At 70.1% G+C, this 21,731-nt stretch carries 19 protein-coding genes; 5 read left to right on the forward strand and 14 right to left on the reverse strand.

Going from position 1 to position 21,731, the window contains the following annotated elements; translation table 11 throughout:
* Positions 1-35 precede the first annotated feature (35 nt).
* The 5 genes from DEU34_RS13550 to DEU34_RS13570 form a co-directional block, all read right to left on the reverse strand.
* Complete coding sequence (locus DEU34_RS13550; protein WP_121151102.1) at positions 36-1,889, reverse strand: YhgE/Pip domain-containing protein; 1,854 nt, start codon at positions 1,887-1,889, stop codon at positions 36-38.
* Positions 1,886-2,584 carry a hypothetical protein gene (locus DEU34_RS13555; RefSeq protein WP_183042489.1) on the reverse strand — a complete coding sequence of 233 codons (699 nt, stop codon included), beginning with the start codon at positions 2,582-2,584 and terminating at the stop codon, positions 1,886-1,888. The genes DEU34_RS13550 and DEU34_RS13555 overlap by 4 nt, the downstream gene beginning before the upstream one ends.
* On the reverse strand, positions 2,581-3,198 hold the full coding sequence (locus tag DEU34_RS13560; RefSeq protein WP_121151104.1) for a TetR/AcrR family transcriptional regulator: 618 nt from the start codon (positions 3,196-3,198) through the stop codon (positions 2,581-2,583). Before DEU34_RS13560 ends, DEU34_RS13555 begins: the two co-directional genes overlap by 4 nt.
* Positions 3,199-3,255: 57 nt before the next feature.
* On the reverse strand, positions 3,256-4,698 hold the full coding sequence (argG, locus tag DEU34_RS13565; RefSeq protein ID WP_121151105.1) for an argininosuccinate synthase: 1,443 nt from the start codon (positions 4,696-4,698) through the stop codon (positions 3,256-3,258).
* 96 nt (positions 4,699-4,794) lie between these two features.
* Positions 4,795-5,787, reverse strand: coding sequence for a YafY family protein (locus DEU34_RS13570; protein ID WP_121151107.1), 993 nt, complete (start codon positions 5,785-5,787; stop codon positions 4,795-4,797).
* Positions 5,788-5,884: 97 nt separating this feature from the next.
* On the opposite strand from DEU34_RS13570, the gene DEU34_RS13575 reads away from it, so the two are divergent.
* The 4 genes from DEU34_RS13575 (at position 5,885) to mmsB (ending at position 10,631) form a co-directional block, all read left to right on the forward strand.
* Complete coding sequence (locus DEU34_RS13575; protein WP_121151109.1) at positions 5,885-6,349, forward strand: VOC family protein; 465 nt, start codon at positions 5,885-5,887, stop codon at positions 6,347-6,349.
* Between the two features lie 343 nt (positions 6,350-6,692).
* The gene (chvE, locus tag DEU34_RS13580) at positions 6,693-7,814 is read left to right on the forward strand and encodes a multiple monosaccharide ABC transporter substrate-binding protein (RefSeq protein WP_121151111.1); all 1,122 of its coding nucleotides are present in this window, start codon (positions 6,693-6,695) and stop codon (positions 7,812-7,814) included.
* A 70-nt stretch (positions 7,815-7,884) separates the two neighbouring features.
* Complete coding sequence (gene mmsA / locus DEU34_RS13585) at positions 7,885-9,429, forward strand: multiple monosaccharide ABC transporter ATP-binding protein (protein ID WP_121151113.1); 1,545 nt, start codon at positions 7,885-7,887, stop codon at positions 9,427-9,429.
* Entirely contained in the window at positions 9,426-10,631 is a 1,206-nt protein-coding gene (gene mmsB / locus DEU34_RS13590) for a multiple monosaccharide ABC transporter permease (RefSeq protein ID WP_121151115.1), read from the forward strand. The genes mmsA and mmsB overlap by 4 nt, the downstream gene beginning before the upstream one ends.
* Before the next feature lie 66 nt (positions 10,632-10,697).
* Here the strand turns inward: mmsB and DEU34_RS13595 are convergent, their stop codons facing one another.
* The 9 genes from DEU34_RS13595 to DEU34_RS13635 form a co-directional block, all read right to left on the reverse strand.
* The gene (locus DEU34_RS13595) at positions 10,698-11,345 is read right to left on the reverse strand and encodes a peptidylprolyl isomerase (RefSeq protein ID WP_121151117.1); all 648 of its coding nucleotides are present in this window, start codon (positions 11,343-11,345) and stop codon (positions 10,698-10,700) included.
* Between the two features lie 790 nt (positions 11,346-12,135).
* Positions 12,136-12,891: an ABC transporter ATP-binding protein gene (locus DEU34_RS13600; RefSeq protein ID WP_121151119.1), complete on the reverse strand. Its 756-nt coding sequence runs from the start codon at positions 12,889-12,891 to the stop codon at positions 12,136-12,138.
* On the reverse strand, positions 12,888-13,688 hold the full coding sequence (locus tag DEU34_RS13605; protein ID WP_121151121.1) for an ABC transporter ATP-binding protein: 801 nt from the start codon (positions 13,686-13,688) through the stop codon (positions 12,888-12,890). The genes DEU34_RS13600 and DEU34_RS13605 overlap by 4 nt, the downstream gene beginning before the upstream one ends.
* On the reverse strand, positions 13,685-14,548 hold the full coding sequence (locus DEU34_RS13610) for an ABC transporter permease (RefSeq protein ID WP_121151123.1): 864 nt from the start codon (positions 14,546-14,548) through the stop codon (positions 13,685-13,687). The genes DEU34_RS13605 and DEU34_RS13610 overlap by 4 nt, the downstream gene beginning before the upstream one ends.
* The gene (locus DEU34_RS13615; protein ID WP_121151125.1) at positions 14,545-15,507 is read right to left on the reverse strand and encodes an ABC transporter permease; all 963 of its coding nucleotides are present in this window, start codon (positions 15,505-15,507) and stop codon (positions 14,545-14,547) included. The genes DEU34_RS13610 and DEU34_RS13615 overlap by 4 nt, the downstream gene beginning before the upstream one ends.
* Positions 15,508-15,587: 80 nt before the next feature.
* Entirely contained in the window at positions 15,588-17,084 is a 1,497-nt protein-coding gene (locus DEU34_RS13620) for an ABC transporter substrate-binding protein (protein ID WP_121151127.1), read from the reverse strand.
* Positions 17,085-17,137: 53 nt separating this feature from the next.
* Complete coding sequence (locus tag DEU34_RS13625) at positions 17,138-17,839, reverse strand: DUF1684 domain-containing protein (RefSeq protein ID WP_121151129.1); 702 nt, start codon at positions 17,837-17,839, stop codon at positions 17,138-17,140.
* 126 nt (positions 17,840-17,965) lie between these two features.
* Positions 17,966-19,159: a flavin reductase gene (locus DEU34_RS13630; RefSeq protein WP_183042490.1), complete on the reverse strand. Its 1,194-nt coding sequence runs from the start codon at positions 19,157-19,159 to the stop codon at positions 17,966-17,968.
* Between the two features lie 34 nt (positions 19,160-19,193).
* A complete protein-coding gene (locus DEU34_RS13635; RefSeq protein ID WP_121151133.1) occupies positions 19,194-20,447 on the reverse strand; it encodes an ABC transporter substrate-binding protein in 1,254 nt (417 codons plus the stop codon).
* A gap of 209 nt (positions 20,448-20,656) precedes the next feature.
* On the opposite strand from DEU34_RS13635, the gene DEU34_RS13640 reads away from it, so the two are divergent.
* Entirely contained in the window at positions 20,657-21,616 is a 960-nt protein-coding gene (locus DEU34_RS13640) for a LysR family transcriptional regulator (protein ID WP_121151135.1), read from the forward strand.
* Positions 21,617-21,731: the final 115 nt, after the last annotated feature.

Here is a 21,731-nt window from a genome sequence, read left to right on the forward strand (position 1 = left end):
GGCCCATCGCCTACCTCCGGCCCGCCGACTCCGGCTCAGCCGATCACGCTCGGCTGAAGGTCGCGCAGGGTGCGGAAGCGCGTCATGCGCCCGACGCCGATCGCCGCGACGATGCCCGCGCCGACGAGCCACGTGCCGAGGACGGCGAGGTCGAGCCACACGCGATCGAGGTCTCCGCCGTACATGACCTGCCGCATCGCGTCGACGACGTAGCCCATGGGCAGCACGTGATGCAGCGCCGCGAGAGGCGCGGGCAACGTCTGCCAGGGGAACGTGCCGCCCGCGGTCACGAGCTGCAGCACCATCAGCACGAGACCGAGGAACTGCCCGACCGACCCGAGCCACACGTTCAGCGCGAGCACGATCGCGGCGTACGTGGCCGTTGCCAGGAGGAGGATGCCGAGGGTGGCGAGCGGATTCGCGAACGAGAACCCGAGGGCGAGGGCGAGGACGCCGAACAGCCCCAGCATCTGCACGCCGCCGAGGAGGGCGGGCGTCAGCCATCCGGCGAGAGTGACCCGAACGGGCGAGTGGAGGGCCGTGACCGCGCGACGCGATACCGGCTTCACGATGAGGAACAGGGCGTAGATGCCGATCCAGCCCGCCAGCGCGGCGAAGAACGGGGCGAGCCCCGCACCGTAGTTCTGCGCCTGGGTGAGGGCGCTGGTCGAGACCGCCACCGGGTCGGACAACGTCGACGCCTGGCTCGCGCGGGTCGCATCGTCGGTGTCGGGGATCTGGTTCACGCCATCGGCGAGCCCGGTCTGCAACTGCGCGGCGCCGTCGGCGATCTGCGCGATGCCGCCGTCGAGACTGTTCGCGCCGTCGCTCAGCTGCGCGGCGCCGTCCGCGGCGGAGGCGGCGCCGTCGGCGAGGGCGGCAGAGCCCGACGCGACCTGCTGCGCTCCCGCCGACAACTGCTGCGCTCCGGCGGAGAGCTGATCGATCTGGCCGACCGCGGTCTGCACACGCGTGTCGGCATCGCTCAGGCGTTGCCCCACGGGGTCGAGCGCGGCCAGCACCTCCGCGACGCGGGCGGGATCGACGCCGGCGTCGGCGAGTCTCTGCGCGATGTCGGCGCGGGCCGTCGGCAGGAGCGAGGCGGCGTCGGCGGATGCTGCGGCGACACGATCCGCGACGGTCGCGACCTGCTGCGTGCCGGCGGCGACCTGCTGGGCGCCCGAGCTCACCTGCGCGGCGCCGTCGCGTAGCGTCGTGGCACCGTCGCGCAGCTGCGCCGTGCCCGAGGCGAGCGCCCCGGCGCCGTCGGCGAGCCGCGTGGACCCGTCGCGCGCGGTGCCGAGGCCGTCGACGAGCTGTTGGGCGCCCGACGCCGCATCCGTCAGCTTCACACGGATCGTGGACAGTGCGTTCAGCAGCGTGAGACCGCCCTGGTCGACGACCTTCTGTGCGACGGTCGACTGGATGCGGGCGACCGCCTGCGTGCCGATCGTCGAGGCGAGGTAGTTGTTCGCGTCGTTCGTCTTCAGCACGATGTCGGCCTGACGGGGCACGTCGGTCGAGATCGAGGCGATCGAGGCCGAGAAGTCGGCGGGCACCTCGACGATGAAGTCGAAGTCGCCGTTCTCGAGCCCGGCCGTTGCCGCGTCGGCCGAGACCTGATGCCATTCGAAGGTGTCGCCACCGAGCAGCTCGTCGGCCACCTCGTCTCCGAAGTTGCGCTGCTGGCCGTTCACGGCGGCGCCGGTGTCGTCGACGACGAGGGCGACGGGCACCCGGGAGAGGCTGCCGTACGGGTCTTGGTTCGCCCACAGGTAGAGGCCGCCGTAGAGGATCGGCACGAGAAGGAGCGCGACGAGGGCGATCAGCGACATGCGCGATGAGGTGAGCCGCCGCAGTTCGGCGGCGATCATCTGCGGGACCTTCATCGTTCGTCCTCCGTCGGTACGGATGCTGCGGTGTCGGGAGCGTCGTCGCGCGTATCGGCGATGGTGTCCACGGGCGCAGGGCCATCGCCGGGGGCGGAGGCGTCGTCCTGCACCGTGAGCACCGACATCGACGCGCGGCCGGCGATCGCGAGCACCGCATAGCCGCGCTCGGCGAACTCCGTCGCGACGCGCCACCAGTTCTGCGGTTCGCCGCCGTGGCGGTCGGGGGAGGTGAGCACGATGCCCTCCACGCCCTTCCTGAGCGCGGCGAGCTCGAGCAGGATGCGGATGCGCGACGCCGGGTCGATGTTGCCGATGGGGGTCGCGGCAAGATCACCGAGGCCGAGATCGTCGAGCCAGCGCCGCGCGGCGAACGGGTTCGGCGAGGCCCCGGCGAACATGAGCTCCTCGGCGACGACACCGGCCACGGTCACCGCGGGTGCCGGCTCCGACACCTCGAGCGCGTCGACGAGCGCGACCCGACGGCGGATGCCCGCCGCATCCTTGCGTCCGTCCAGAAGCACCTCGCCCGCATCCGCGCGCATCCGGCCGGACGCGAGCAGCCCCAGCACGGTGGGGCGCTGCTCGGTCTCGGCGACGACCAGGGTCACCCGTCCGGTCTCGAACGTCAGCGACGTCTCGGGGAGAGCCCGCTCGGCGCGCCCCTTGCTCACACCGCGCAGCTCGATCCTCATTCGCCCGTCTCCTCGGAATCGTCGGCCAGCAGCTCGATGCTCTCGCGCCACGACAGTCCCGCGATGCCCAGCACGGCTTTGACCGCGAGCTCGCCGCCGTCCCCCGCATCGACGTGCAGGTGCGAGACCACGGCCCGGCCGGTGCCCTCGATGAGGTCGGTGAGCGCGTCGGCGGGGATGTCGGTGCGGAGGGACCCGTCGGCTCGGCCCCGGGCGACGATCTCGGCGATCTTCGCCCGCAGCGGCGCGAGGGCCGCGGCGGTGTGGGCGACATGGGTCTCGTCGAGGGCGATCGCGGCCGCGGCGCGCACGTGCGACGCCTCGTGCCACAGCGCGGCGGCGAGGAGGGCGAGCGCCCGACGCGGGTCGGGTTCGTCTATGCGGGCGGCGATCGCGTTGAACCGGGCGGCGCCGGCGACGATCACCTCGGTGACGAGGGCGTCACGGTCGTCGAAGTGTCCGTAGAGAGCGCGCCGAGAAAGGCCCGCCGATCGCGCGATCGCGTCGAGCGAGGCGTGGGGGTCGCGTGCGATCTCGACGGCGGCGGCCGACACGATGCCCGCCCGGTTGGCCTGGGCGTCGCGTCGCGGTCGACGCACGGCGGAAGAAGTCATGCCACTAGTGTGGCACGAAACTGCACACGGGTGTGCAGTTTAATTCTCGCCGTCGGGTCAGTCGGTCCCGGAGTCGAACGCGGCGGCTTCGCCCGCAGCATCCGTCGCCTGAGCGAGGCGCTGGTCAGCGGCATCGGGGCGCTTCGCGGGCTCGGTGACACCGTCTGCGCCGCCGGCCGTGACGCGACCGACGAGTTCGCCGGTGGGGCCGCCGAGCAGGCCCAGCCCGGCGTACTGCTCGAGGCGCGTGCGCGAGTCGGCGATGTCGAGGTTGCGCATCGTCAGCTGTCCGATGCGGTCGGTGGGGCCGAAGGCGGCGTCGCCGACGCGCTCCATCGAGAGCTTCTCGGGACCGTACGACATGGTCGGCGCGGTCGTGTCGAGGATCGTGTAGTCCTCCCCGCGACGCAGGCGCAGCGCGACCTCGCCCGTGATGGTCGAGCCGACCCATTTCTGGATCGACTCGCGCAGCATGAGCGACTGCGGTTCGAGCCAACGGCCCTCGTACATGAGGCGGCCCAGCCGGCGGCCCTGCTCGTGGTACGTGGCGAGGGTGTCTTCGTTCAGGATGCTGTTGACCAGCCGTTCGTAGGCGATGAACAGCAGTGCCATCCCCGGCGCCTCGTAGATGCCGCGCGACTTCGCCTCGATGATGCGGTTCTCGATCTGGTCGCTCATGCCGAGTCCGTGGCGACCGCCGATGCGGTTGGCCTCGAAGACCAGGGCGACCGGGTCGGTGTACTCGACGCCGTTGAGGGCCACCGGGCGCCCCCGGTCGAAGGTCACCGTCACGTCTTCGGTCGCGATCTCGACGGACGGGTCCCAGAAGCGCACGCCCATGATGGGCTCGACGGTCTCGAGCGAGACGTCGAGGTGCTCGAGGGTCTTGGCCTCGTGCGTCGCACCCCAGATGTTCGCGTCGGTGGAGTAGGCCTTCTCGACGCTGTCGCGGTAGGGGAAGCCGTGCTCGACGAGCCACTCGCTCATCTCCTTGCGGCCGCCGAGCTCGGTGACGAAGTCGGCGTCGAGCCACGGCTTGTAGATGCGCAGGGCGGGGTTGGCGAGCAGGCCGTAGCGGTAGAACCGCTCGATGTCGTTGCCCTTGTAGGTCGAGCCGTCGCCCCAGATGTCGACGCCGTCCTCCTTCATGGCCCGCACGAGCAGCGTGCCGGTGACCGCGCGACCAAGCGGCGTGGTGTTGAAGTAGGTGCGTCCGCCGGAGCGGATGTGGAACGCGCCGCACGACAGGGCGGCGAAGCCCTCCTCGACGAGCGCCGACTTCGCGTCGACCAGGCGCGCGACCTCGGCGCCGTACTCGAGCGCGCGGCCCGGGATCGACGCGATGTCGTCTTCGTCGGGCTGGCCGAGGTCGCCGGTGTAGGTGCAGGGCACCGCGCCCTTGTCGCGCATCCACGCGACGGCGACGGAGGTGTCGAGTCCTCCCGAGAAAGCGATGCCGACGCGCTCGCCGACGGGCAGGGACTGAAGGACCTTGGACATGCTCTCGATTCTACTGAGCGCAGGTCTCCCCCCTCGCGCGCACGTCTTGGCCGGAATGTGGCGCAATCCTGCGACTGCGCACACCGGTTCGCACCGTCAGTTCGCAAAACCTGTCGCGGTCGCCGTGTTGCGCGCGGCGAGCGTGGCGAAGGCGTCGGCCAGCTCGGGCGGGCCCTCCACCTCGACGTCCGTGTCGAAGCGGTTCAGCGAGGCCGCGAGCGCGACCCACGACCACGCTCCCAGCTCGACGCGGCAGCGCTGGCCCTCGAGCTCCTCGACCACGCCGTCGCCGACGTAGGGCAGGACGTCGCGGGCGGGGAGGGGCAGCACGACCGTGCCCGTGCACGGCCACCGGTCCGCTCCGGTCGACCCTCGGAAGCGGGCCGACACGAACGCGGCCACGTCGCCTCCCGGCACCTCGCGGGGCGTGAAGCGCGGCCCGTTGGGCGTGCGGGGAGAGATGCGGTCGGCGCGGAAGAGTCGCCAGTCGTCGGCCGACGGGTCCCACGCCACGAGGTACCACCGGCGGTTCGCGCTCACGAGGTGATGGGGCTCCGCGCGCCGCGCCGGCCGCGAGGAGCCGTCGTCGCCGGGCGGATCGCCGGCGTAATCGAAGCGCAACGTCTCGCGCGCGCGGATCGTGCTCGAGAGCGACACGAGCACGTCCGGCGCGACCGGGTCGACCACGCCCTCGCCCGGCGCTTCGGCGATCGCGGTGAACTCCAGCGCCCCGAGCCGATGGCGCAGACGCGACGGCATGACCTGCCTCACCGTGGTGAGCGCGCGCACTGCCGCCTCCTCGATGCCGGCGCCGGTGGCCGCGGCGGCCTGCAGCGCGACGGCGAGGGCGATCGCCTGGTCGTCGTCGAAGAGCAGCGGGGGCAGCTCGCTGCCGGCATCGAGGCGGTATCCGCCGTCGGGCCCCATCGCCGCGCGGATCGTGTACCCCATCTCGCGAAGTCGATCGACGTCGCGCCGCACCGTGCGGTCGCTGACCTCGAGCCGGTCGGCGAGTAGCGCGCCGGGCCAGTCGCGCCGTGTCTGCAGCAGTGACAGCAGAGCGAGCAGGCGGGCGGCGGGCGTGGTCACATCCCGAGACTAGATCGAGTGCCGGACCGAATCTGTCCTAGACGGTCGAGAGGGTGGTGGCGCCGGCACATCCCGGCGACACACAGAGGAGCAGAGCATGACCATCACGACCACCACCCATCTCAACTTCCACGGCGACGCACGCCAGGCGCTCGAGTTCTACCGGTCGGTCTTCGGCGGCGAGGTGACCATCGCGACCTACCGCGACTTCGGCATGCCCGCCGAGGCTCCCGGGGCCGACGGCGTCGTGTTCGGCGAGGTCGTCGCGCCCGAGGGTTTCCGCGTCATGGCCTACGACGTCCCGGGGCAGACGGGGGGCACCCGACGCACCGCGTCGACCCGGCGCGAGAACGGCGTCACGCTCACCGATCAGCCGTTCTTCCTGTCGGTGCGCTACGACTCGCTCGACGACGCTCAGGCTTCGTGGCGCCGACTGGCCGTCGGGGCGAGCATCGTCGAGCCCCTCGCGGCGTCGGCCTGGTCGCCGGGCTTCGGCATGCTGACCGACGTCTTCGGCGTGACCTGGATCGTCGACGTGGCCGCCGCGAACCCTGCGACCTGAGGGGCGGACGGATGCTGCGGCACGCGCCCGTGCGGCGGTGACGCAGCATCCGTTCCGGCGTCGGGAAGGGAGCGCTCCCGGCCGCCGCGAGCCCCGCCGCGGCCGATACCAAGTTGTGACCAGAACGGATGCAGAAAAAACGTGACGAGCCCTCCACGGCGGAGGTATGTTGACCCACGCAACGTATGTCCTGCAATCAGGATCGGCGGAGCGTCACAAGCAGCAACCCGGAAGTCAGCGTCATCTGCGGAACCAGACACCGCCGTCTCCCATTCACCTCGACGACACGAGAGGGATGAGCGATGCGGGTCGACGCCGACTCCTATTCCTCGGAAGGATTTTCATGTTCAAAGGCAGAACACTCATCACCCTGGCCGTCACGGGCGGCCTCCTCGCCTCCCTCGCGGCATGCGCGCCGGCCGGAACCTCGGGAGGCACGGGTGGTGAGGCCGGCGGGACGGACTGCAACGTAGGCATCGCGATGCCCACCCGCAGCCTGGAGCGCTGGATCAACGACGGTGAGGGGTTGAAGTCGAAGCTCGAGGGCGACGGCTGCACCGTCGACCTCCAGTACGCCGACAACAAGACCGATCAGCAGATCAGCCAGATCCAGAACCAGGTCGCCGGCGGCGCGAAGGTTCTCGTCGTGGCCGCGATCGACGGCGAGACGCTCGGACCGGTGCTCGAGGACGCCGCGGGACAGGGCGTGACGGTCATCGCTTACGACCGTCTGATCAACGGCACCGAGGCTGTCGACTACTACGCGACGTTCGACAACTACAAGGTCGGCACCCTCCAGGGCAAGTTCATCGAGGAGCAGCTCGGCCTCGCCGACGGCGCCGGCCCCTTCAACCTCGAGCCCTTCGCCGGCAGCCCCGACGACAACAACGCGGGCTTCTTCTTCCAGGGCGCGTGGGACGTGCTCCAGCCCTACGTCGAGAGCGGCCAGCTCGTCATCCCGTCGGGCAAGCTCTCGGCGACCAACGACGACTGGAAGTCGATCGGCATCCTCGGCTGGGGCTCCGACGACGCCCAGGCCGAGATGGACAACCGCCTGCAGTCGTTCTACACCGGCGGCCAGAAGGTTCAGGTCGTGCTCTCGCCCAACGACAGCCTCGCCCTCGGTATCGAGCAGTCGCTGCTGTCGGCCGGGTACGCGCCCGGTGCGGACTGGCCGATCATCACGGGCCAGGACGCGGACAAGGCGAACGTGCAGGCGATCCTCAACGACCAGCAGTCGATGACGGTCTGGAAGGACACCCGCGAGCTCGGCGACCAGGTGCAGGCCATGGTGCAGTCGATCGTCGCCGGCGAGACGCCGGAGACCAACGACGACACGACCTACGACAACGGCGTGAAGGTGGTTCCGGCCTACCTGCTCGACCCGCAGGTCGTCGTGAAGGACGACGTGGAGTCGGTCCTGATCGACTCGGGCTTCCTCAAGGCGTCCGACGTCGGACTCTGATCACCACACCCCGATCGGCGTCGGCCATCCGGCCGGCGCCGTTCGGGGTCCCGTCGAGTAAAGGCACAGAATGAACAACGCCATTCTTACGATGCAGGGCATCGTGAAGGACTTCAGCGGCGTCAAGGCACTCAACGGCGTCGACCTCGAGGTCAAGCGAGGCGAAGTGCACGCCGTGTGCGGAGAGAACGGCGCGGGGAAGTCGACCCTGATGAAGGTGCTCAGCGGGGTGTACCCGCACGGGTCGTTCGACGGCACGATCACCTTCGAAGGCAAAGAGGTGGCGTACCGGTCGATCAACGACAGCGAGCGCGACGGCATCGTCATCATCCACCAGGAGCTCGCCCTCAGCCCCTACCTGTCGATCGCCGAGAACATCTTCCTCGGCAACGAGAACGCGCGCGGCGGCGTGATCGACTGGAACCAGACCAACGCCGAGGCCGCGAAGCTCATCGCCCGCGTGGGGCTGCAGGAGAGCCCGGCGACGAAGGTGCTCGAGCTCGGTGTGGGCAAGCAGCAGCTCGTCGAGATCGCGAAGGCCCTGTCGAAGCGGGTGAAGCTCCTCATCCTCGACGAACCGACCGCGGCGCTGAACGACGACGACTCGGCCCACCTGCTCGATCTCATCAAGCACCTGCGCGGCCAGGGCATCACCTCGATCATCATCTCGCACAAGCTCAAGGAGATCCGTGCGATCGCCGACACCGTCACGGTCATCCGCGACGGCTCGACCATCGAGGCGTTCCCCGTCGAAGACTCCGACGCCATCGAGACGCGCATCATCCGCGACATGGTCGGCCGATCGCTCGACAGCCAGTTCCCCCACCGCGACCCGCAGATCGGCGAGGAGAAGTTCCGGGTGGAGCACTGGAACGCCTACCACCCGGTCGACCCCACCCGGAAGGTCGTCGACGACGTGTCGTTCTCGGTCCGTGCCGGAGAGATCGTCGGATTCGCCGGTCTCATGGGCGCGGGGCGCACCGAGCTCGCGATGAGCATCTTCGGTCGCTCCTACGGCACCGACATCTCCGGGAAGGTGTTCAAAGACGGTGTCGAGATCTCGACCAGAACCGTCGACGAGGCCATCCGCCACGGCATCGCCTACGCGACCGAAGACCGCAAGCGTTACGGGCTCAACCTCATCGGCAGCATCACGGTCAACGTGTCGGCGGCGGCCCTGGGCAAGCTCGCCCGGCTCGGCATCATCGATCGCAACCGCGAGTACGCCGTGGCCGAGGACTACCGCAAGCAGATGAACATCAAGACGCCGTCGGTGTCGACCCTCACCGGCTTCCTCTCCGGAGGCAACCAGCAGAAGGTCGTGCTCAGCAAGTGGATCTACTCGGGTCCCGACGTGCTGATCCTCGACGAGCCCACTCGCGGCATCGACGTGGGGGCGAAATTCGAGATCTACGGGATCATCAACGAGCTCGCCGCCCAGGGCAAGGCCGTCATCGTGATCTCGTCGGAGCTGCCCGAACTGATCGGGCTCGCCGACCGCATCTACACGATCGCCGAGGGCCGCCTGACCGGCGAGATCCCCCGTGCCGACGCAACGCAAGAAGAACTGATGCGGCACATGACCGCAGGCAGACCCGAAGGAGTAAAGCAGTGACCGTCACCGCGCCCGAGCAAGCCACCCCGACCGGTCCGATCGGGCCCGGCAAGCCGCGTCGTCGGCTGCGCATCGATATGCGGCAGTACGGGATCCTCGCCGCGCTCGCGATCATCATCCTCCTGTTCCAGGTGCTCACCGGAGGACGACTGCTCTACCCCGGCAACGTCAGCAACCTCATCCAGCAGAACGCGTACGTGCTGATCCTCGCCATCGGCATGGTGATCGTCATCATCGCGGGTCACATCGACCTCTCCGTCGGCTCGATCGTCGCCGTCGTCGGGGCGGTCGCGGCACTCTCGATGCAATCGTGGGGATTGCCCTGGTGGGCAGCGGTCGTCGTCGCCCTGATCACCGGTGCGTTGATCGGAGCGTGGCAGGGGTTCTGGGTCGCTTTCGTCGGCATACCCGCGTTCATCGTGACCCTGGCGGGCATGCTCGTCTTCCGCGGTCTCGCGCTCGTACTGCTCACCGGCGGCACGATCAGCGGTCTGCCGGCGGAGTTCAACGCCATCGGCTCGGGCACCCTGCCGACCACGGGAACCCCTGACCTCATCACGTTCGCGATCGCGGCGCTCGCGGCCGTCGCCCTGGTGGTCCAGCAGGTGCGCACCCGGGCGACGCTGCGTCGTCTCGGACTGCCCCGCGAACGCGCCGTGTCGGCCTGGATCAAGGTGGGCATCGCCGTGGCGGCGATCATGTACGTCGCCTACCTGCTGGCCTACAACCGGGGCACGCCGATCATCCTCATCATCCTCGCGGCGCTCATCCTCATCTATTCGTTCGTGCTCAGCCGCACGGTGTTCGGCCGTCACGTGTACGCGATGGGCGGCAACCTCTTCGCCGCCCAGATGTCGGGCGTCAAGACGAAGTGGGTCACCTTCTTCATCTTCGTCAACATGGGGTTCCTCGCCGGACTCGCCGGCGTGGTCAGCACCGCGCGCGCCGGCAGCGCGGTCGCCTCGGCCGGCACCAGCTTCGAGCTCGACGCCATCGCCGCCGTCTTCATCGGTGGTGCCGCGGTGCAGGGCGGCGTCGGCACGGTCGTGGGCGCGGTCATCGGTGGTCTGGTCATGGGCGTGCTCAACCAGGGCCTGTCGATCCTGTCGGTGGATGCCGCGTGGCAGCAGGTCATCAAGGGACTCGTGCTGCTGCTCGCCGTCGCATTCGACGTGCTGAGCAAGCGACGCTCGGGACGCTGATCGCGCAGGAACGACGAAGGGGACGGCCGAGAGGCCGTCCCCTTCGGCGTTCCCGCCCGTGGCGGATCAGTCGACGGTCACGCCCGTGATCACGACGGGCGTGACGGGGGCGCCGTCGCCGGAGCCGCCCTCCGAACCGGCGGCGGCGACCTCACGCACGACAGCGAGCCCCGCAGCATCCATCTGTCCGAACACCGTGTACGACGGGGGGAGCCGGGAGTCCTCGTACACGAGGAAGAACTGCGAACCGTTGGTGTCGGGGCCGGCATTGGCCATCGCGACGGTGCCGGCGGGGTAGGTCTCGCTGCCGTCGAGTTCGTCGCCGAAGCTGTAGCCGGGGCCGCCCATGCCGGTGGCCGAGGGGTCGCCGCACTGCAGCACGTAGATGCCCGAGGTGGTCAGGCGGTGGCACTGGCTGTCGTCGAAGTAACCCTGCTGGGCGAGCGAGACGAAGCTGTTGACGGTGCACGGCGTGCGCTCGGCGTCGAACGTCATCGGGATAGCGCCGACCGAGGTCTCGAGGGTCACGTTCTGCGCGGCGACGGGTTCGGCCGGGGGAGCGGTGACGTCGGCTGCCGCGGCCTGGCCGCCCGTGACGTAGGAGCACGCGCCGTCGGCGGTCGGCTCCGCGGCAGGTGTCGCGGGGCTCGAGCACCCCGCCAGGACCAGCAGCGAGAGGGCGGCGAGAGAGACGGTGGCGAAGCGGGTGCGCATGCTCCCAGATTAGAGCGGCCGCCCCCTCGTCCGCCGCCGCGTCGCCGTGCCGCCGCCCAGGCGCCGCGCCGCCGCGTCGCCGTGCCGTACCGTGCCGCCGCCGTCGCCCAGTCGCCGTGCCGCCGCCGTCGTGACGTGCCGTGGTGTGGCTGGCGTGGCCAACCTTTGCCCGTACTCAGGCTGAGGTGGGGCGCATCGTGCGGCTGCCCCCGGAATCGCGCGCCTCTGCGGGGGTGCTCGAGCAACCATCCTGAGTACGGGCAGGAGGGCGCCGAGAGCGGAGAGTCGGCGCGACCTCCCCAGGCGACGCGGGGCCCGGGCCGCACCCGTCCCGCCCGTTCTGCCCGCTTCGCCGTCCCGCCCGTCCGCCCGCCGCACGTCCCGCCGTCCTCGTCCTTCTCGTCCGCGTCCTCGCCCGTACTCAGGCTGAGGTGCGGTGCATCTCGCGGCTCCCCCGGGATTACGCGCCTCCGCGGGAGCACGCGGCCATCCATCCTGAGTACGGGCAGGAAGGGCCGAGACCGGGGAGCCGCCGCGACCTCCCGAAGCGACGCGGGCCCCCGCCCGTATTCAGGCTGAGGTGGCGCGCATCTCGCGGCTGCCCCCGGAAAGGCGCGCCTCTGCGGGGGTGCTCGCTCAACCATCCTGAGTACGGGCAGAAGGGGGCTTGTACAGGAGGACGGCCGAGTGCGGGTTGGAGGGGCCGAATACGGGTGGGCGGGGCGAGGGCCGGCAGGCGGGTCGAGAACGGAGAGCCGTCTCGACCTCCGGGGGCGCGACGTGCCGTCGGTCAGCGCGGCAGGCGCGGCACCGCAGCGACGAGCTGACGGGCGTACGCCGTCGTGGGGGAGGAGAGGATGCTGCGCGTCGCCCCCGCCTCGACGATCCGGCCGTGCTGCAGCACCACGGTGCGCTCGCAGACCGAAGCCACCGCGCTGAGGTCGTGCGAGACCATCACGAGAGTGAGACCGTTCTCGCGGCGGAGGCGGGCGAGCAGATCGATCACCTGCACCCGGGTCGTGACGTCGAGCGCGCTCACCGGCTCGTCGGCGAGCAGCACGCGCGGGCGCGAGACGAGCGCCCGCGCGATCGCGATGCGCTGACGCTGGCCGCCGGAGAACTCGTGCGGGTACCGGGTGAGGGTGTCGGCGTCGAGGCCGACCGCGGCGATCGCCTCTTCGGCACGGGATGCGGCGTCGGCGCCGCGGGCGAGGCCGAGGGAGCGCAGCGGTTCGCCGACGATGCGGTCGATGCGCTGTCGCGGATCGAGCGACGAGTACGGGTCTTGGAACACGGGTTGCACGCTGGCGCGGAACCGACGCATCAGAGCCCGGTCGCGAAGGTCGAGCGGCCGACCGTCGAACAGCACCGATCCGTCGCGCGGGGCGGCGAGGCCCAGCAGGAGGCGCAGGATCGTCGACTTTCCCGCGCCCGACTCGCCGACGAGCCCGACCGACTCCCCCTCGGCGATGCCGAGCGAGACGTCGTCGAGCACGCTGCGCGATCCGTAAGAGAAGCCGGCGTCACGAAGTTCCAGCACGCTCATTCGGCATCTCCCTCGGAGGCGTCGAGGGCGGCGTCGAGCGCGCGGGCGCTGGCGACGAGGGCGCGGGTGTACGGATGCTGCGGATCGCGCAGCACGCGGTCGACCGGCCCCTCCTCGACGGCGACGCCGCGCTGCAGCACGACGATGCGCTCGACCATCCGCGAGACGACGGCGAGGTCGTGGCTGACGAAGAGCAGCGCCATGTCCCGTTCGGCGATGAGCCTCTCGAGCAGCGTCAGCACGGCGTCCTGCACCGTGACGTCGAGCGCGGTGGTCGGCTCGTCGGCGATGAGCAGCTGCGGGCGGGCGGCGAGGGCGATCGCGATCGCGACGCGCTGACGCTGACCGCCCGAGAGCTCGTGCGGGTAGGCGCGCGCGATGCGGGGGTCGGTCAGTGCGACCTCCGACAGCGCCGTCGCGACGGCCTCGCCGAGCGCGCCGCCGCGGAGGTTCAGGTGGCGTCGCAGCGGCTCGGCGATCTGCTTCCCGACGCGCATGAGCGGATCCAGCGCCGTCAGCGGCTCCTGGAAGACGACCTGCGCGACCGGACCGCGGAGGGCACGCAACCGCGCGTCGGGGGTGCCGACGATCTCGTGCCCGTCGAGGCGCACCGATCCGCAGACGCGCAGCGCGGAGGGGAGCAGCCCGACCGCGGCGAGCGAGGTCAGCGACTTGCCCGACCCCGATTCGCCGATCAGCCCCACACGGTCTCCCGCATCGAGGGTGAAGGAGACGTCGTCGACGAGGGGCGCAGCATCCGCCCCCACCGTCAGGCCCGTCACGTCGAGGAGGCTCATCGCGCCCTCCGTCTCGTCGGGTCGGCGACGTCGCGCAGGCCGTCGGCGAGGAAGTTGACGCCCAGCACGAGGGCGACGATGGCGAGTCCGGGGGCTATCGCGCCCACGGGGGCGTTCAGCACGGTGCCCTGGGCCTCCTGCAGCATGCGGCCCCACGAGGCGTTCGGCGGCGGGGCGCCGAGGCCCAGGTACGACAGGCTCGCCTCCGCCAGCACGGCGACGCCGAACTGCAGGGCGAGGCTCACTGCGAGGGTGGGGGCGATATTGGGCAGCACGTGGTGCCACACGATCCCGAGCAGACGGGTGCCGCTCGTGCGGGCGGCCGTGACGTACTGCTCCTGCAGCACCCGGCGGGCGAGGATGCGGGTGAGCCGGGCGACCACGGCCGACATCGCCAGTCCGATGGCGAGGGTCGCCGACCACAGCGACGCGCCCTGCACCGCGACGACGAGCATCGCCAGCAGCAGCACGGGGAACGCGATCACGACGTCGAGGGCCGAGGAGAGCGTGTCGTCGAGCCAGGGGCGCGAGAACGCCGTCACCAGCCCGACGAGCGTTCCCAACACGCCGGCGAGGAGCACCGCGCCGGCACCGACCAGCAGTGCGATGCGGGCGCCGACCATCAGCTGCGACAGGAGGTCACGGCCGAGGCGGTCGGTTCCGAGGAGGTGCGCCGCGCTCGGAGCGTCGAGGCGCCCGCCGCTGATGTCGTCGAGCGGGTAGGGCAGCCACAACAGCGACACCAGGGCAATGACGACGACCACGGCGGTGAGCACGATCCCGACCACGAGGGTGATCGAGCGGCGCCGGGATGCTGCGGGCGCAGCATCCGCGATGTTCTGCTCGACGGCGGCGCTCATCGGTTGCCCGAGACGCTCGTGCGCAGGCGCGGATCGATGAGGCGCTGCGCGATGTCGGCGGCGAACCCGACGAGCAGCACGAACAGGGTGCTCACGACGAGCACGCCCTGGATGTTCGCGTAGTCGTGCTGCTGGATGCCGGTGAGCAGCAGGCTGCCGAGACCGGGGAGCGTGAAGACGCTCTCGACGACGACAGCGCCGAGGAGCGTGGTCGACAGCTCCACGCCGAGCACCGCGACGACGGGGACGGCGCCGTTGCGCAGACCGTGGCGCAGCAGCGCCTCGGTCATCCCGGCGCCGCCCGCGCGGGCGGTGCGCAGGTAGTCGCTGCCGAGCACGTCGAGCGTCGCCGAGCGCACGTACCGGCTGAGAGAGGCGCTCATCACGATCGCGATCGCGATGACGGGGAGCGTGAGGGCGCGAAACGCGGCGGCCGGATCCTCCCAGTCGCTGCGCGGGAAGCCCCCCGAGGGGAGGAGCCCCAGCTGCAGGGCGAAGATCCACACGAGGATCACGCCGACCCAGAAGACGGGGACGGCGACACCGAGCTGCGAGAAGCCGCTGAGCACGACGCCGTACCAGCGGTCGGCCTTCACCGCGGCCGTGATGCCGATGACGAGCGACAGGACCAGCGCCAGCCCGAAGGCGAGCAGCGTCAGGGGCAGCGTGATCGCCAGGCGCGAGGCGATCTCGGGGCCGACGGGCCGCGAGCTGATGTACGACTCCCCGAGGTCGAAGCGCACGAGCTGCCCCGCCCAGGTCGCGAACTGCGTCAGCAGCGGCTGGTCGGAGCCCACCTGCGCGCGGGCCGCGGCGATCTGCTCGGGCGTCGCGTCGATCGACAGCAGCGCGTTGGCGGGATCGCCCGGCAGGAGTCGCAGCAGCACGAAGATCACGACGAGGGCGACCACCAGCGACACCAGGAGGAACCCGGAGCGGCGGAGCACGTAGGTGAGCATCGGATCTCGACAGGGAACGGGCGGGGGGATGCGGCGAGCCCGTGCGGACCGCAGCATCCCCCGACGGATGAGCTAGACGATCAGGACTTCACGATGTCGTAGGCGAAGAACTGGGAGTTCAGGCCGTTGACGGGGTAGCCGCTGAGGTCGCTGGAGGCGACCACGATCTGCGGGTACAGGTACAGCCACACGCTAGCCGCATCCTCCGCGATCTGCTCGTTGACCTTCTTCAGGAGCTCGGTCTGCTCGTCGGTGGTCGAGGCCTGCTCGGCCTCGGACACCCACTGCTGCACGTCGGCGTTGTCGTAGCCCCAGTAGAAGTCGGGGTTGCCGTACCAGACGACGTCGCGGTCGTTCACGTGCTCCTGGAGCGTGGCGGTGAAGTCGCGCTCCTTGAAGACCTTCGAGTACCACTCGTCGGCGCTGATCGTGTTGATCTCGACCGTGATGCCGACCGCGGCCAACTGCGACTGCAGGAACTCGGCCACCGCCGGGTGCGGGTCGTAGCTGGGGGTATCGAGCGTGAAGGTGAACCCGTCGGCGTAGCCGGCCTGGGTCAGCAGCTGCTTCGAGAGGTCGGGGGCGTAAGGGTTCACCTGGGTGAGGTCGACGTACCAGGGGTCGGTGGGGGGAACCATCGAACCGATGAGGGTGCCGTAGTCGCCCCAGATCGAGGTGAGGAGCTTCTGGGTGTCGATCGCCGAGTAGACGGCCTTGCGCACCAGCGCGTTGTCGAAGGGGGCGACACGGTCGTTGAACGCGAGCAGCTCCTTCGTGGTCGAGGTGCCCTCGCTCACGACGTAGTCGGCGTTGCCGTCGAACTGGGTGAGCGAATCGGGGCTCTGCACGCTGGTGATGAGGTCGATCTCGCCGGTCAGCAGTGCGTTGTTCTCGGCGGTCGCATCGGTGAAGTAGGTGAAGACGACCTCGGCGTTCTTCGCCGGCTCGCCCCAGTACTCGTCCCAGCGCGTCAGGGTGAGGGTGCTGCCCTGGCGCCACTCGTCGAGCGTGTAGGGGCCGGTGCCGTCCTCCTCCTGCGTCAGGTCGCCCGCCTCGCCGTTGACGATCCAGACGTAGCTGAGGTTGTAGAGGAACGAGATCGAGCGCTGCGAGAGGGTGAAGACCACGGTCTGGTCGTCGGGGGTCGCGATGTCGGCGATGGTGGCGAAGCTCGACTTGCGGGCCGATTGCGAGTCGTCGGCGGTGACCGCCTCGACGCTCGCCTTCACGTCGGCCGACGTGAGCGCCTTGCCGGAGTGGAAGGTGACGCCCTCGCGCAGGGTGATCGTGTAGGTGAGGCCGTCGTCGCTGACCTCTTCGCCCGCGGCGAGGAGGGGTTCGACCTCGCCGTCGTCGGTGAGCTTGTAGAGGCCCTCGTACACGTTGCCGTTGAACGCCTCGGTGACGCCCTGGCCGCCGCCCTGGGTGTTGCTGAGGTTCTGCGGTTCGTACAGCGAGCCGATCGCGATGGTCGCACCGTCGGAACTCTCGGCATTCGTGCCGCCGCCGGTCGAGCAGCCGGCGAGGACGAGCGCGGCGGCGAGGGCCGCGGACACGGCGATGAGGGGTCTTCTCATGGGGGAGTACTCCAGGATGCTTCGGTGCTGTGGACGCTGTGGATGCGTGCGGCTCAGGCCGCGTAGATGTCGAAGCCGTCGCGGAAGACGACGGTCTTCTCCCCGGCGCGCACCGGGACGGGGAACCGGTTCGAGGCGGGGGGCAGGGGGCAGTTGTACTGGGCCGAGAAACCGCACGGCGGCACGAACGCCCGGTTGAAGTCGAGGACGACCCGGTGCGGGTCGCTCTCGTCGTGCTGCACGAAGAGGAAGCGGCCGGCGCCGTACGTCTCGTCGCCGTTCGTCACGTCGCCGAAGACGAGGAGGAGCTTCCCGCCGTCGTCGAAGGCGGAGAGCGTGTAGTTGCGATCGTCGAGGCTCAGAGTGATGTCGCCGGGGACGACGAGGTCTCGGGTGCCGCCGTTGTCGCGGATGTGCTCGAAAGGCACGGTGCGGTCCTCCGCCACCGGCGTGAAGGTGCCCTCGAGCACCCACGCGGGGTCGTAGGGGTAGGTGTCGATGCGGTCGAACGCGCGGATCGCGGGGGCGTCGGCGTCCCAGAAGCGCAGGCCGTGCTCGATCGCGCCGCTGCCGTCGATCGCGGTGCGCTGGATCGGCGTGACCTCGACGGTGCCGGATGCTGTGGATCGGGCGACGTCGATGTCGGGGCGCGCGCCGGTCCAGCGGGTCTCCACGAGGGAGAGGTTGCCGGTCGGCGAGGCGACGGCGCGCTCTCGGGCGGCGTGCCAGCGGGCGTGGTCGTCGGATGCGGGCATGATTCGAACATTCTCGATCGGGGGGAGGCGACGGACGAATCGACCGTCACGAAGAGCAATGCACGCCGACCGCGATGTATTCCCCCGCATGCAGGGGTCGGGCGTCGAGCCGACCCCCGGGCGGCATCAGCCCCCGGTGCGCGACGCGGCGATCCGCGCCGAGATGCGGCCGGCGGCGGTCCGCATCCTCTCCACCATCCGCTCGGAGGAGTGCGGCGACGCGGAGCGCTGCCACCCGATGGCGTAGATGCTCATCACCACGTCGCCCTCCTCGTCGAAGACCGGCACCTGCACGACGGCGACCTCGTCCCAGTGGACTCCGTCGCCGTCTTCCAACCGTCGGCGACTGGCGGCGATCTCGGCCCAGACCCGTGCGTACGCGTCGCGATCGGTGCGGTGGCCGCGGACAAGACCGAGGAAGCGGTCGGTGAGGGCCTGATCTCCCGCGATCGCGTAGCCGCGATCACGCACGCCGCGCAGCTGGTCTTCGATGAGCGCGCGATCGACCGACCCCGTCAGGTGACGGGATGCCTCCTCCCACGCGTGCCGTCGCGCTGTCGGCGCCCACGCCGCGAACACGGGTGAGATGGGCGCCGCCCACGGGTGCGCCGCGCCGACGTTGTCGAACGTGCTGACCGTGGAGTCGAGGGCGACGGAGGCGAGCGTGACGACGGAATCGCCGAGCTGGGTGTTGATGGCGACCTCGACGCCCAGTTCCGTCGAGAGGGATTCGATCTCGCGCTCTGCCATCGACGCCCAGCGCAGTCGCTCGATGAAGGCCCTCGCGTCGTACGTCCCGCCGGGCGCCGAGAACGACCCGTAGCCCGCCCGCCGGAACAGCAGAGGCATCTCCGCCCCGCCGGCACCCGCGCCGAAATCGTGCACCCGTCCCACGATGAAGACGTGATCGCCGTAGGGCTGGGTGGATTCGATCGACGCGTCGAACCAGGCGACGGCGTCAGCGAGACGTGGCGCGCCGGTCGGCGTGTCCACGAAGGGCCTCCGCTCCCACCGGTCCGGCGCCTTGCTCGCGAACGCTCGGCAGAAGGCCTCGTCGTCGGCGCCGAGCACGCTGGCGCTGAAACGCCCTGTCGAGACCAGCTCGGGCAGGGTGCGCGAATCCCGTCCGGCGAAGAAACCGATGAGAGGGGGCTCCTCGCTGACGGCGACGAAGCTGCCCACCACCATGCCGATCGGCTCGTCGGCTTCGCCGCGCGAGGCGACCAGGCAGACGCCGGTGGGGTATTCGCCGAGCACGGCGCGCCACCAGGCGGACTTCTCCTGGCCGCGCTGGGGGGAGGTGATCGCGTCGGTCGTCATGACAGCTCCTTCGACGGTGGTGGTCATGGCCGTCTCAACCCGCCGGGGAGAATCCGGCCCCGTTGTAACCCATCACCTGCACGTCGCTCATCGCGGGGAGGCCGTCTTCGGTCGTGCTGATCGTCGCGCCGTCGAGAAGGAACGGGGCGTCGAAGTCGGCGATGTCGCGCAGCGCCGTCATGAACGACTCGCGCGTGGGCTCCTGCATGTGGGTGAATGCCTCCTCGAGGATCGACGCGCCGATCCATCCCCACAGGCACTGGGGGAATCCCGGGGCGGCATCCTGGTTCGTGTAATCGGCGAGGGCCGCGAGGAACTCCTTGCCGTCCTCGCTCGTCGCGAAGTCGGGGGCGCTGGCCGACGCCGATGACGCGGTCGTGTAGATCGCGGCGAAGCGGTCGGCCACGCCGGAGGGTGTGAGCAGTGCTGCCGGGCTCGACGAGGTGGACGGGAGGAACACGCTCGGGGTCCAGTTCAGCGCCGCCGCCTGCTGCAGCGACCCGATGACGAGCGGCGCGAGCGACGACATGGCGTTGTAGAAGACATCGGCGCCGGTGGATGCGAGATCGGTCACCTGCGCTGAGACGTCGGTCGCGGTCGCCTCGTAGCCGACCTCCTTCACGATCGTCACGTTCTCGGAGCCCTCGATGGCCCGCTTGAGCCCCTCGACATAGCCCTCGCCGAAATCGTCGTTCTGGAACAGGACGGCCACCTCGTGCGTCTCTCCGCTCTCGACCAGCATCCGGCCGAACGCCTCGCCCTCGAGCTGGTAGATCGGCAGGAGCCCGAGCTGCCAGGGGCTCTCCTCCCTGTCGCTGAAGATGGGGTCACCGGTCTGCAGGAGCACCTGTGGCACCTCCTCTGCGATCGCGGCCTCCCGCCAGGCGCGGTTCGTCGGCGTACCGAGGCTCAGCGCGGCGCCGAAGACGCCGTCCGAGACCATCTGCTGGAAGTTGGCCGCTGCGCGCTGCGGGTCGTAGCCGTCGTCGTACGCCCGGAACTCGACCGTGCGGGTCTTGCCGTCTCCGAAGGGGATTCCGCCCTCGGCATTGCGCATCTCGAAGTACGCGGTCGCACCGTCGATGGCGCAGTTGCCCACGCCCGCCGCCGGCCCCGTCAGGGGCGCGGTCGACCCGAACGTGATGGTGGTGTCGGTGATCCCCGGCGATGACGCGTTCGCCGCCGAGGGGCTGTCGCCTCCCCGTGCGCAGGCGGCGAGGGAGCCGGCCAACAGGGCCGCGGCCGCGATCGCGGCGCCGACGCGGCGGGTGTGTGCGGAAATCTTCATCGATCGTCTGCCTCCAGATAGCTGCGAGACGCAGGAAGCCGTCGCCGCCTCGTCGCTGAGGCCGCGGGAACTCCGGTCCGTCTCGCCCGGTTCCGGTTATCGGATCACGGGGTGGGTGGGTTCGCCCCCAGCCTGGGCGCGGCCTCTTCGACGGTCAAACTCAACTAATCGAGGATGAAAAGCGGTCTGGCCGTGCAATCATCCTCGCCATGGACAATCTCACTGACGAGATGATCGACGCCGGGCTCTTCCGCGCGGAGCTGACCCTGCGGCAGTTGGCCCACTTCGTGGTGGCTGCCGAGGAGGGGACCATCAGCGGGGCGGCCAGACGGCTGCGGTTCTCGGCGTCGGCGATCGCCGCGTCGATCACCGAGCTCGAACGTGTCCTCGGAGCGGAGCTGTGCATCCGACGTCGCGCGCAGGGCATCACTCTCACCTCGACCGGTTCGCTCGTGCTGCCGAGGGCGCGACGGTTGCTGTCCGACGTGGCCGAGCTCGGATTCGCGGTCCGCGGGGACGGCGAGGAGCTCGTAGGCCCGTTGGTGGTCGGATGCTTCGTGACCCTGGCGCCGGCGATCCTCCCGCGAGTTCTCGAGGAGTTCGAAGACCTGCACCCCCGCGTCTCGATCGACTTCACCGTCGATGCGCAGGACGAGCTGCGCGCGGCGCTGTTGGCGGGCTCGATCGACGCCGCCATCATGTACGCGATGGGCGACATGGACGACCTCGAGTCGTTCGTCCTCTACGAGGCGCGGGGTTACGCGCTCTTCGGGGAGTCGAACCCCCTCGCGCGACAGGACACGGTGACGGTCCAGCAGCTCGCGGAAGCGCCCCTGGTGCTGTTCGATCAGACGCCCAGCACGAGGTACGCGATGTCGCTGTTCGACGGGCACGGCGTCGTGCCGCACGTGCGGCACCGTACTCACGTGTTCGAACTCACGCGGTCGATCGTCGCGCGGTCCGACTCGGCGTACGCGATCCTCGTCCAGCGCCCGTCGAACAAGAGCAGCTACGAGGGTCTGGCGATCGTCGAGAAGGAGATCGAGCCCACGCCACCGCCCGTCTCCGTGGTGTTCGCGTGGGCTCGGGGGACGTCGCCGTCTCAGCGCACTCTGGCGCTCGCCGAACTCATGCGCGCGCAATATCCCCGCGTGACTTCCACGCCCTGAGCGTGCATATTGCGCGGATTGTCCTGTTTGACCGGTGATCGAGCCGCTCTCACCATGGAGGGAGATCCCTTCCGAGCGACTGCGGCGACGACGCCGCAGGAGAGGCCCACCATGA

This window comes from Microbacterium sp. AG1240, from assembly GCF_003635115.1.
Classification (GTDB): Bacteria; Actinomycetota; Actinomycetes; order Actinomycetales; family Microbacteriaceae; genus Microbacterium.

What these genes read in the sequence shown, in the direction of transcription:
- DEU34_RS13550 (WP_121151102.1), bottom strand. Translation starts at nt 1,889, where the DNA reads ATGAAGGTCCCGCAGATGATCGCCGCCGAACTGCGGCGGCTCACCTCA.
- DEU34_RS13555 (WP_183042489.1), bottom strand. Translation starts at nt 2,584, where the DNA reads ATGAGGATCGAGCTGCGCGGTGTGAGCAAGGGGCGCGCCGAGCGGGCT.
- DEU34_RS13560 (WP_121151104.1), bottom strand. Translation starts at nt 3,198, where the DNA reads ATGACTTCTTCCGCCGTGCGTCGACCGCGACGCGACGCCCAGGCCAAC.
- argG (WP_121151105.1), bottom strand. Translation starts at nt 4,698, where the DNA reads ATGTCCAAGGTCCTTCAGTCCCTGCCCGTCGGCGAGCGCGTCGGCATC.
- DEU34_RS13575 (WP_121151109.1), top strand. Translation starts at nt 5,885, where the DNA reads ATGACCATCACGACCACCACCCATCTCAACTTCCACGGCGACGCACGC.
- chvE (WP_121151111.1), top strand. Translation starts at nt 6,693, where the DNA reads ATGTTCAAAGGCAGAACACTCATCACCCTGGCCGTCACGGGCGGCCTC.
- mmsA (WP_121151113.1), top strand. Translation starts at nt 7,885, where the DNA reads ATGAACAACGCCATTCTTACGATGCAGGGCATCGTGAAGGACTTCAGC.
- DEU34_RS13595 (WP_121151117.1), bottom strand. Translation starts at nt 11,345, where the DNA reads ATGCGCACCCGCTTCGCCACCGTCTCTCTCGCCGCCCTCTCGCTGCTG.
- DEU34_RS13600 (WP_121151119.1), bottom strand. Translation starts at nt 12,891, where the DNA reads ATGAGCGTGCTGGAACTTCGTGACGCCGGCTTCTCTTACGGATCGCGC.
- DEU34_RS13605 (WP_121151121.1), bottom strand. Translation starts at nt 13,688, where the DNA reads ATGAGCCTCCTCGACGTGACGGGCCTGACGGTGGGGGCGGATGCTGCG.
- DEU34_RS13610 (WP_121151123.1), bottom strand. Translation starts at nt 14,548, where the DNA reads ATGAGCGCCGCCGTCGAGCAGAACATCGCGGATGCTGCGCCCGCAGCA.
- DEU34_RS13615 (WP_121151125.1), bottom strand. Translation starts at nt 15,507, where the DNA reads ATGCTCACCTACGTGCTCCGCCGCTCCGGGTTCCTCCTGGTGTCGCTG.
- DEU34_RS13620 (WP_121151127.1), bottom strand. Translation starts at nt 17,084, where the DNA reads ATGAGAAGACCCCTCATCGCCGTGTCCGCGGCCCTCGCCGCCGCGCTC.
- DEU34_RS13625 (WP_121151129.1), bottom strand. Translation starts at nt 17,839, where the DNA reads ATGCCCGCATCCGACGACCACGCCCGCTGGCACGCCGCCCGAGAGCGC.
- DEU34_RS13630 (WP_183042490.1), bottom strand. Translation starts at nt 19,159, where the DNA reads ATGACGACCGACGCGATCACCTCCCCCCAGCGCGGCCAGGAGAAGTCC.
- DEU34_RS13635 (WP_121151133.1), bottom strand. Translation starts at nt 20,447, where the DNA reads ATGAAGATTTCCGCACACACCCGCCGCGTCGGCGCCGCGATCGCGGCC.
- DEU34_RS13640 (WP_121151135.1), top strand. Translation starts at nt 20,657, where the DNA reads ATGGACAATCTCACTGACGAGATGATCGACGCCGGGCTCTTCCGCGCG.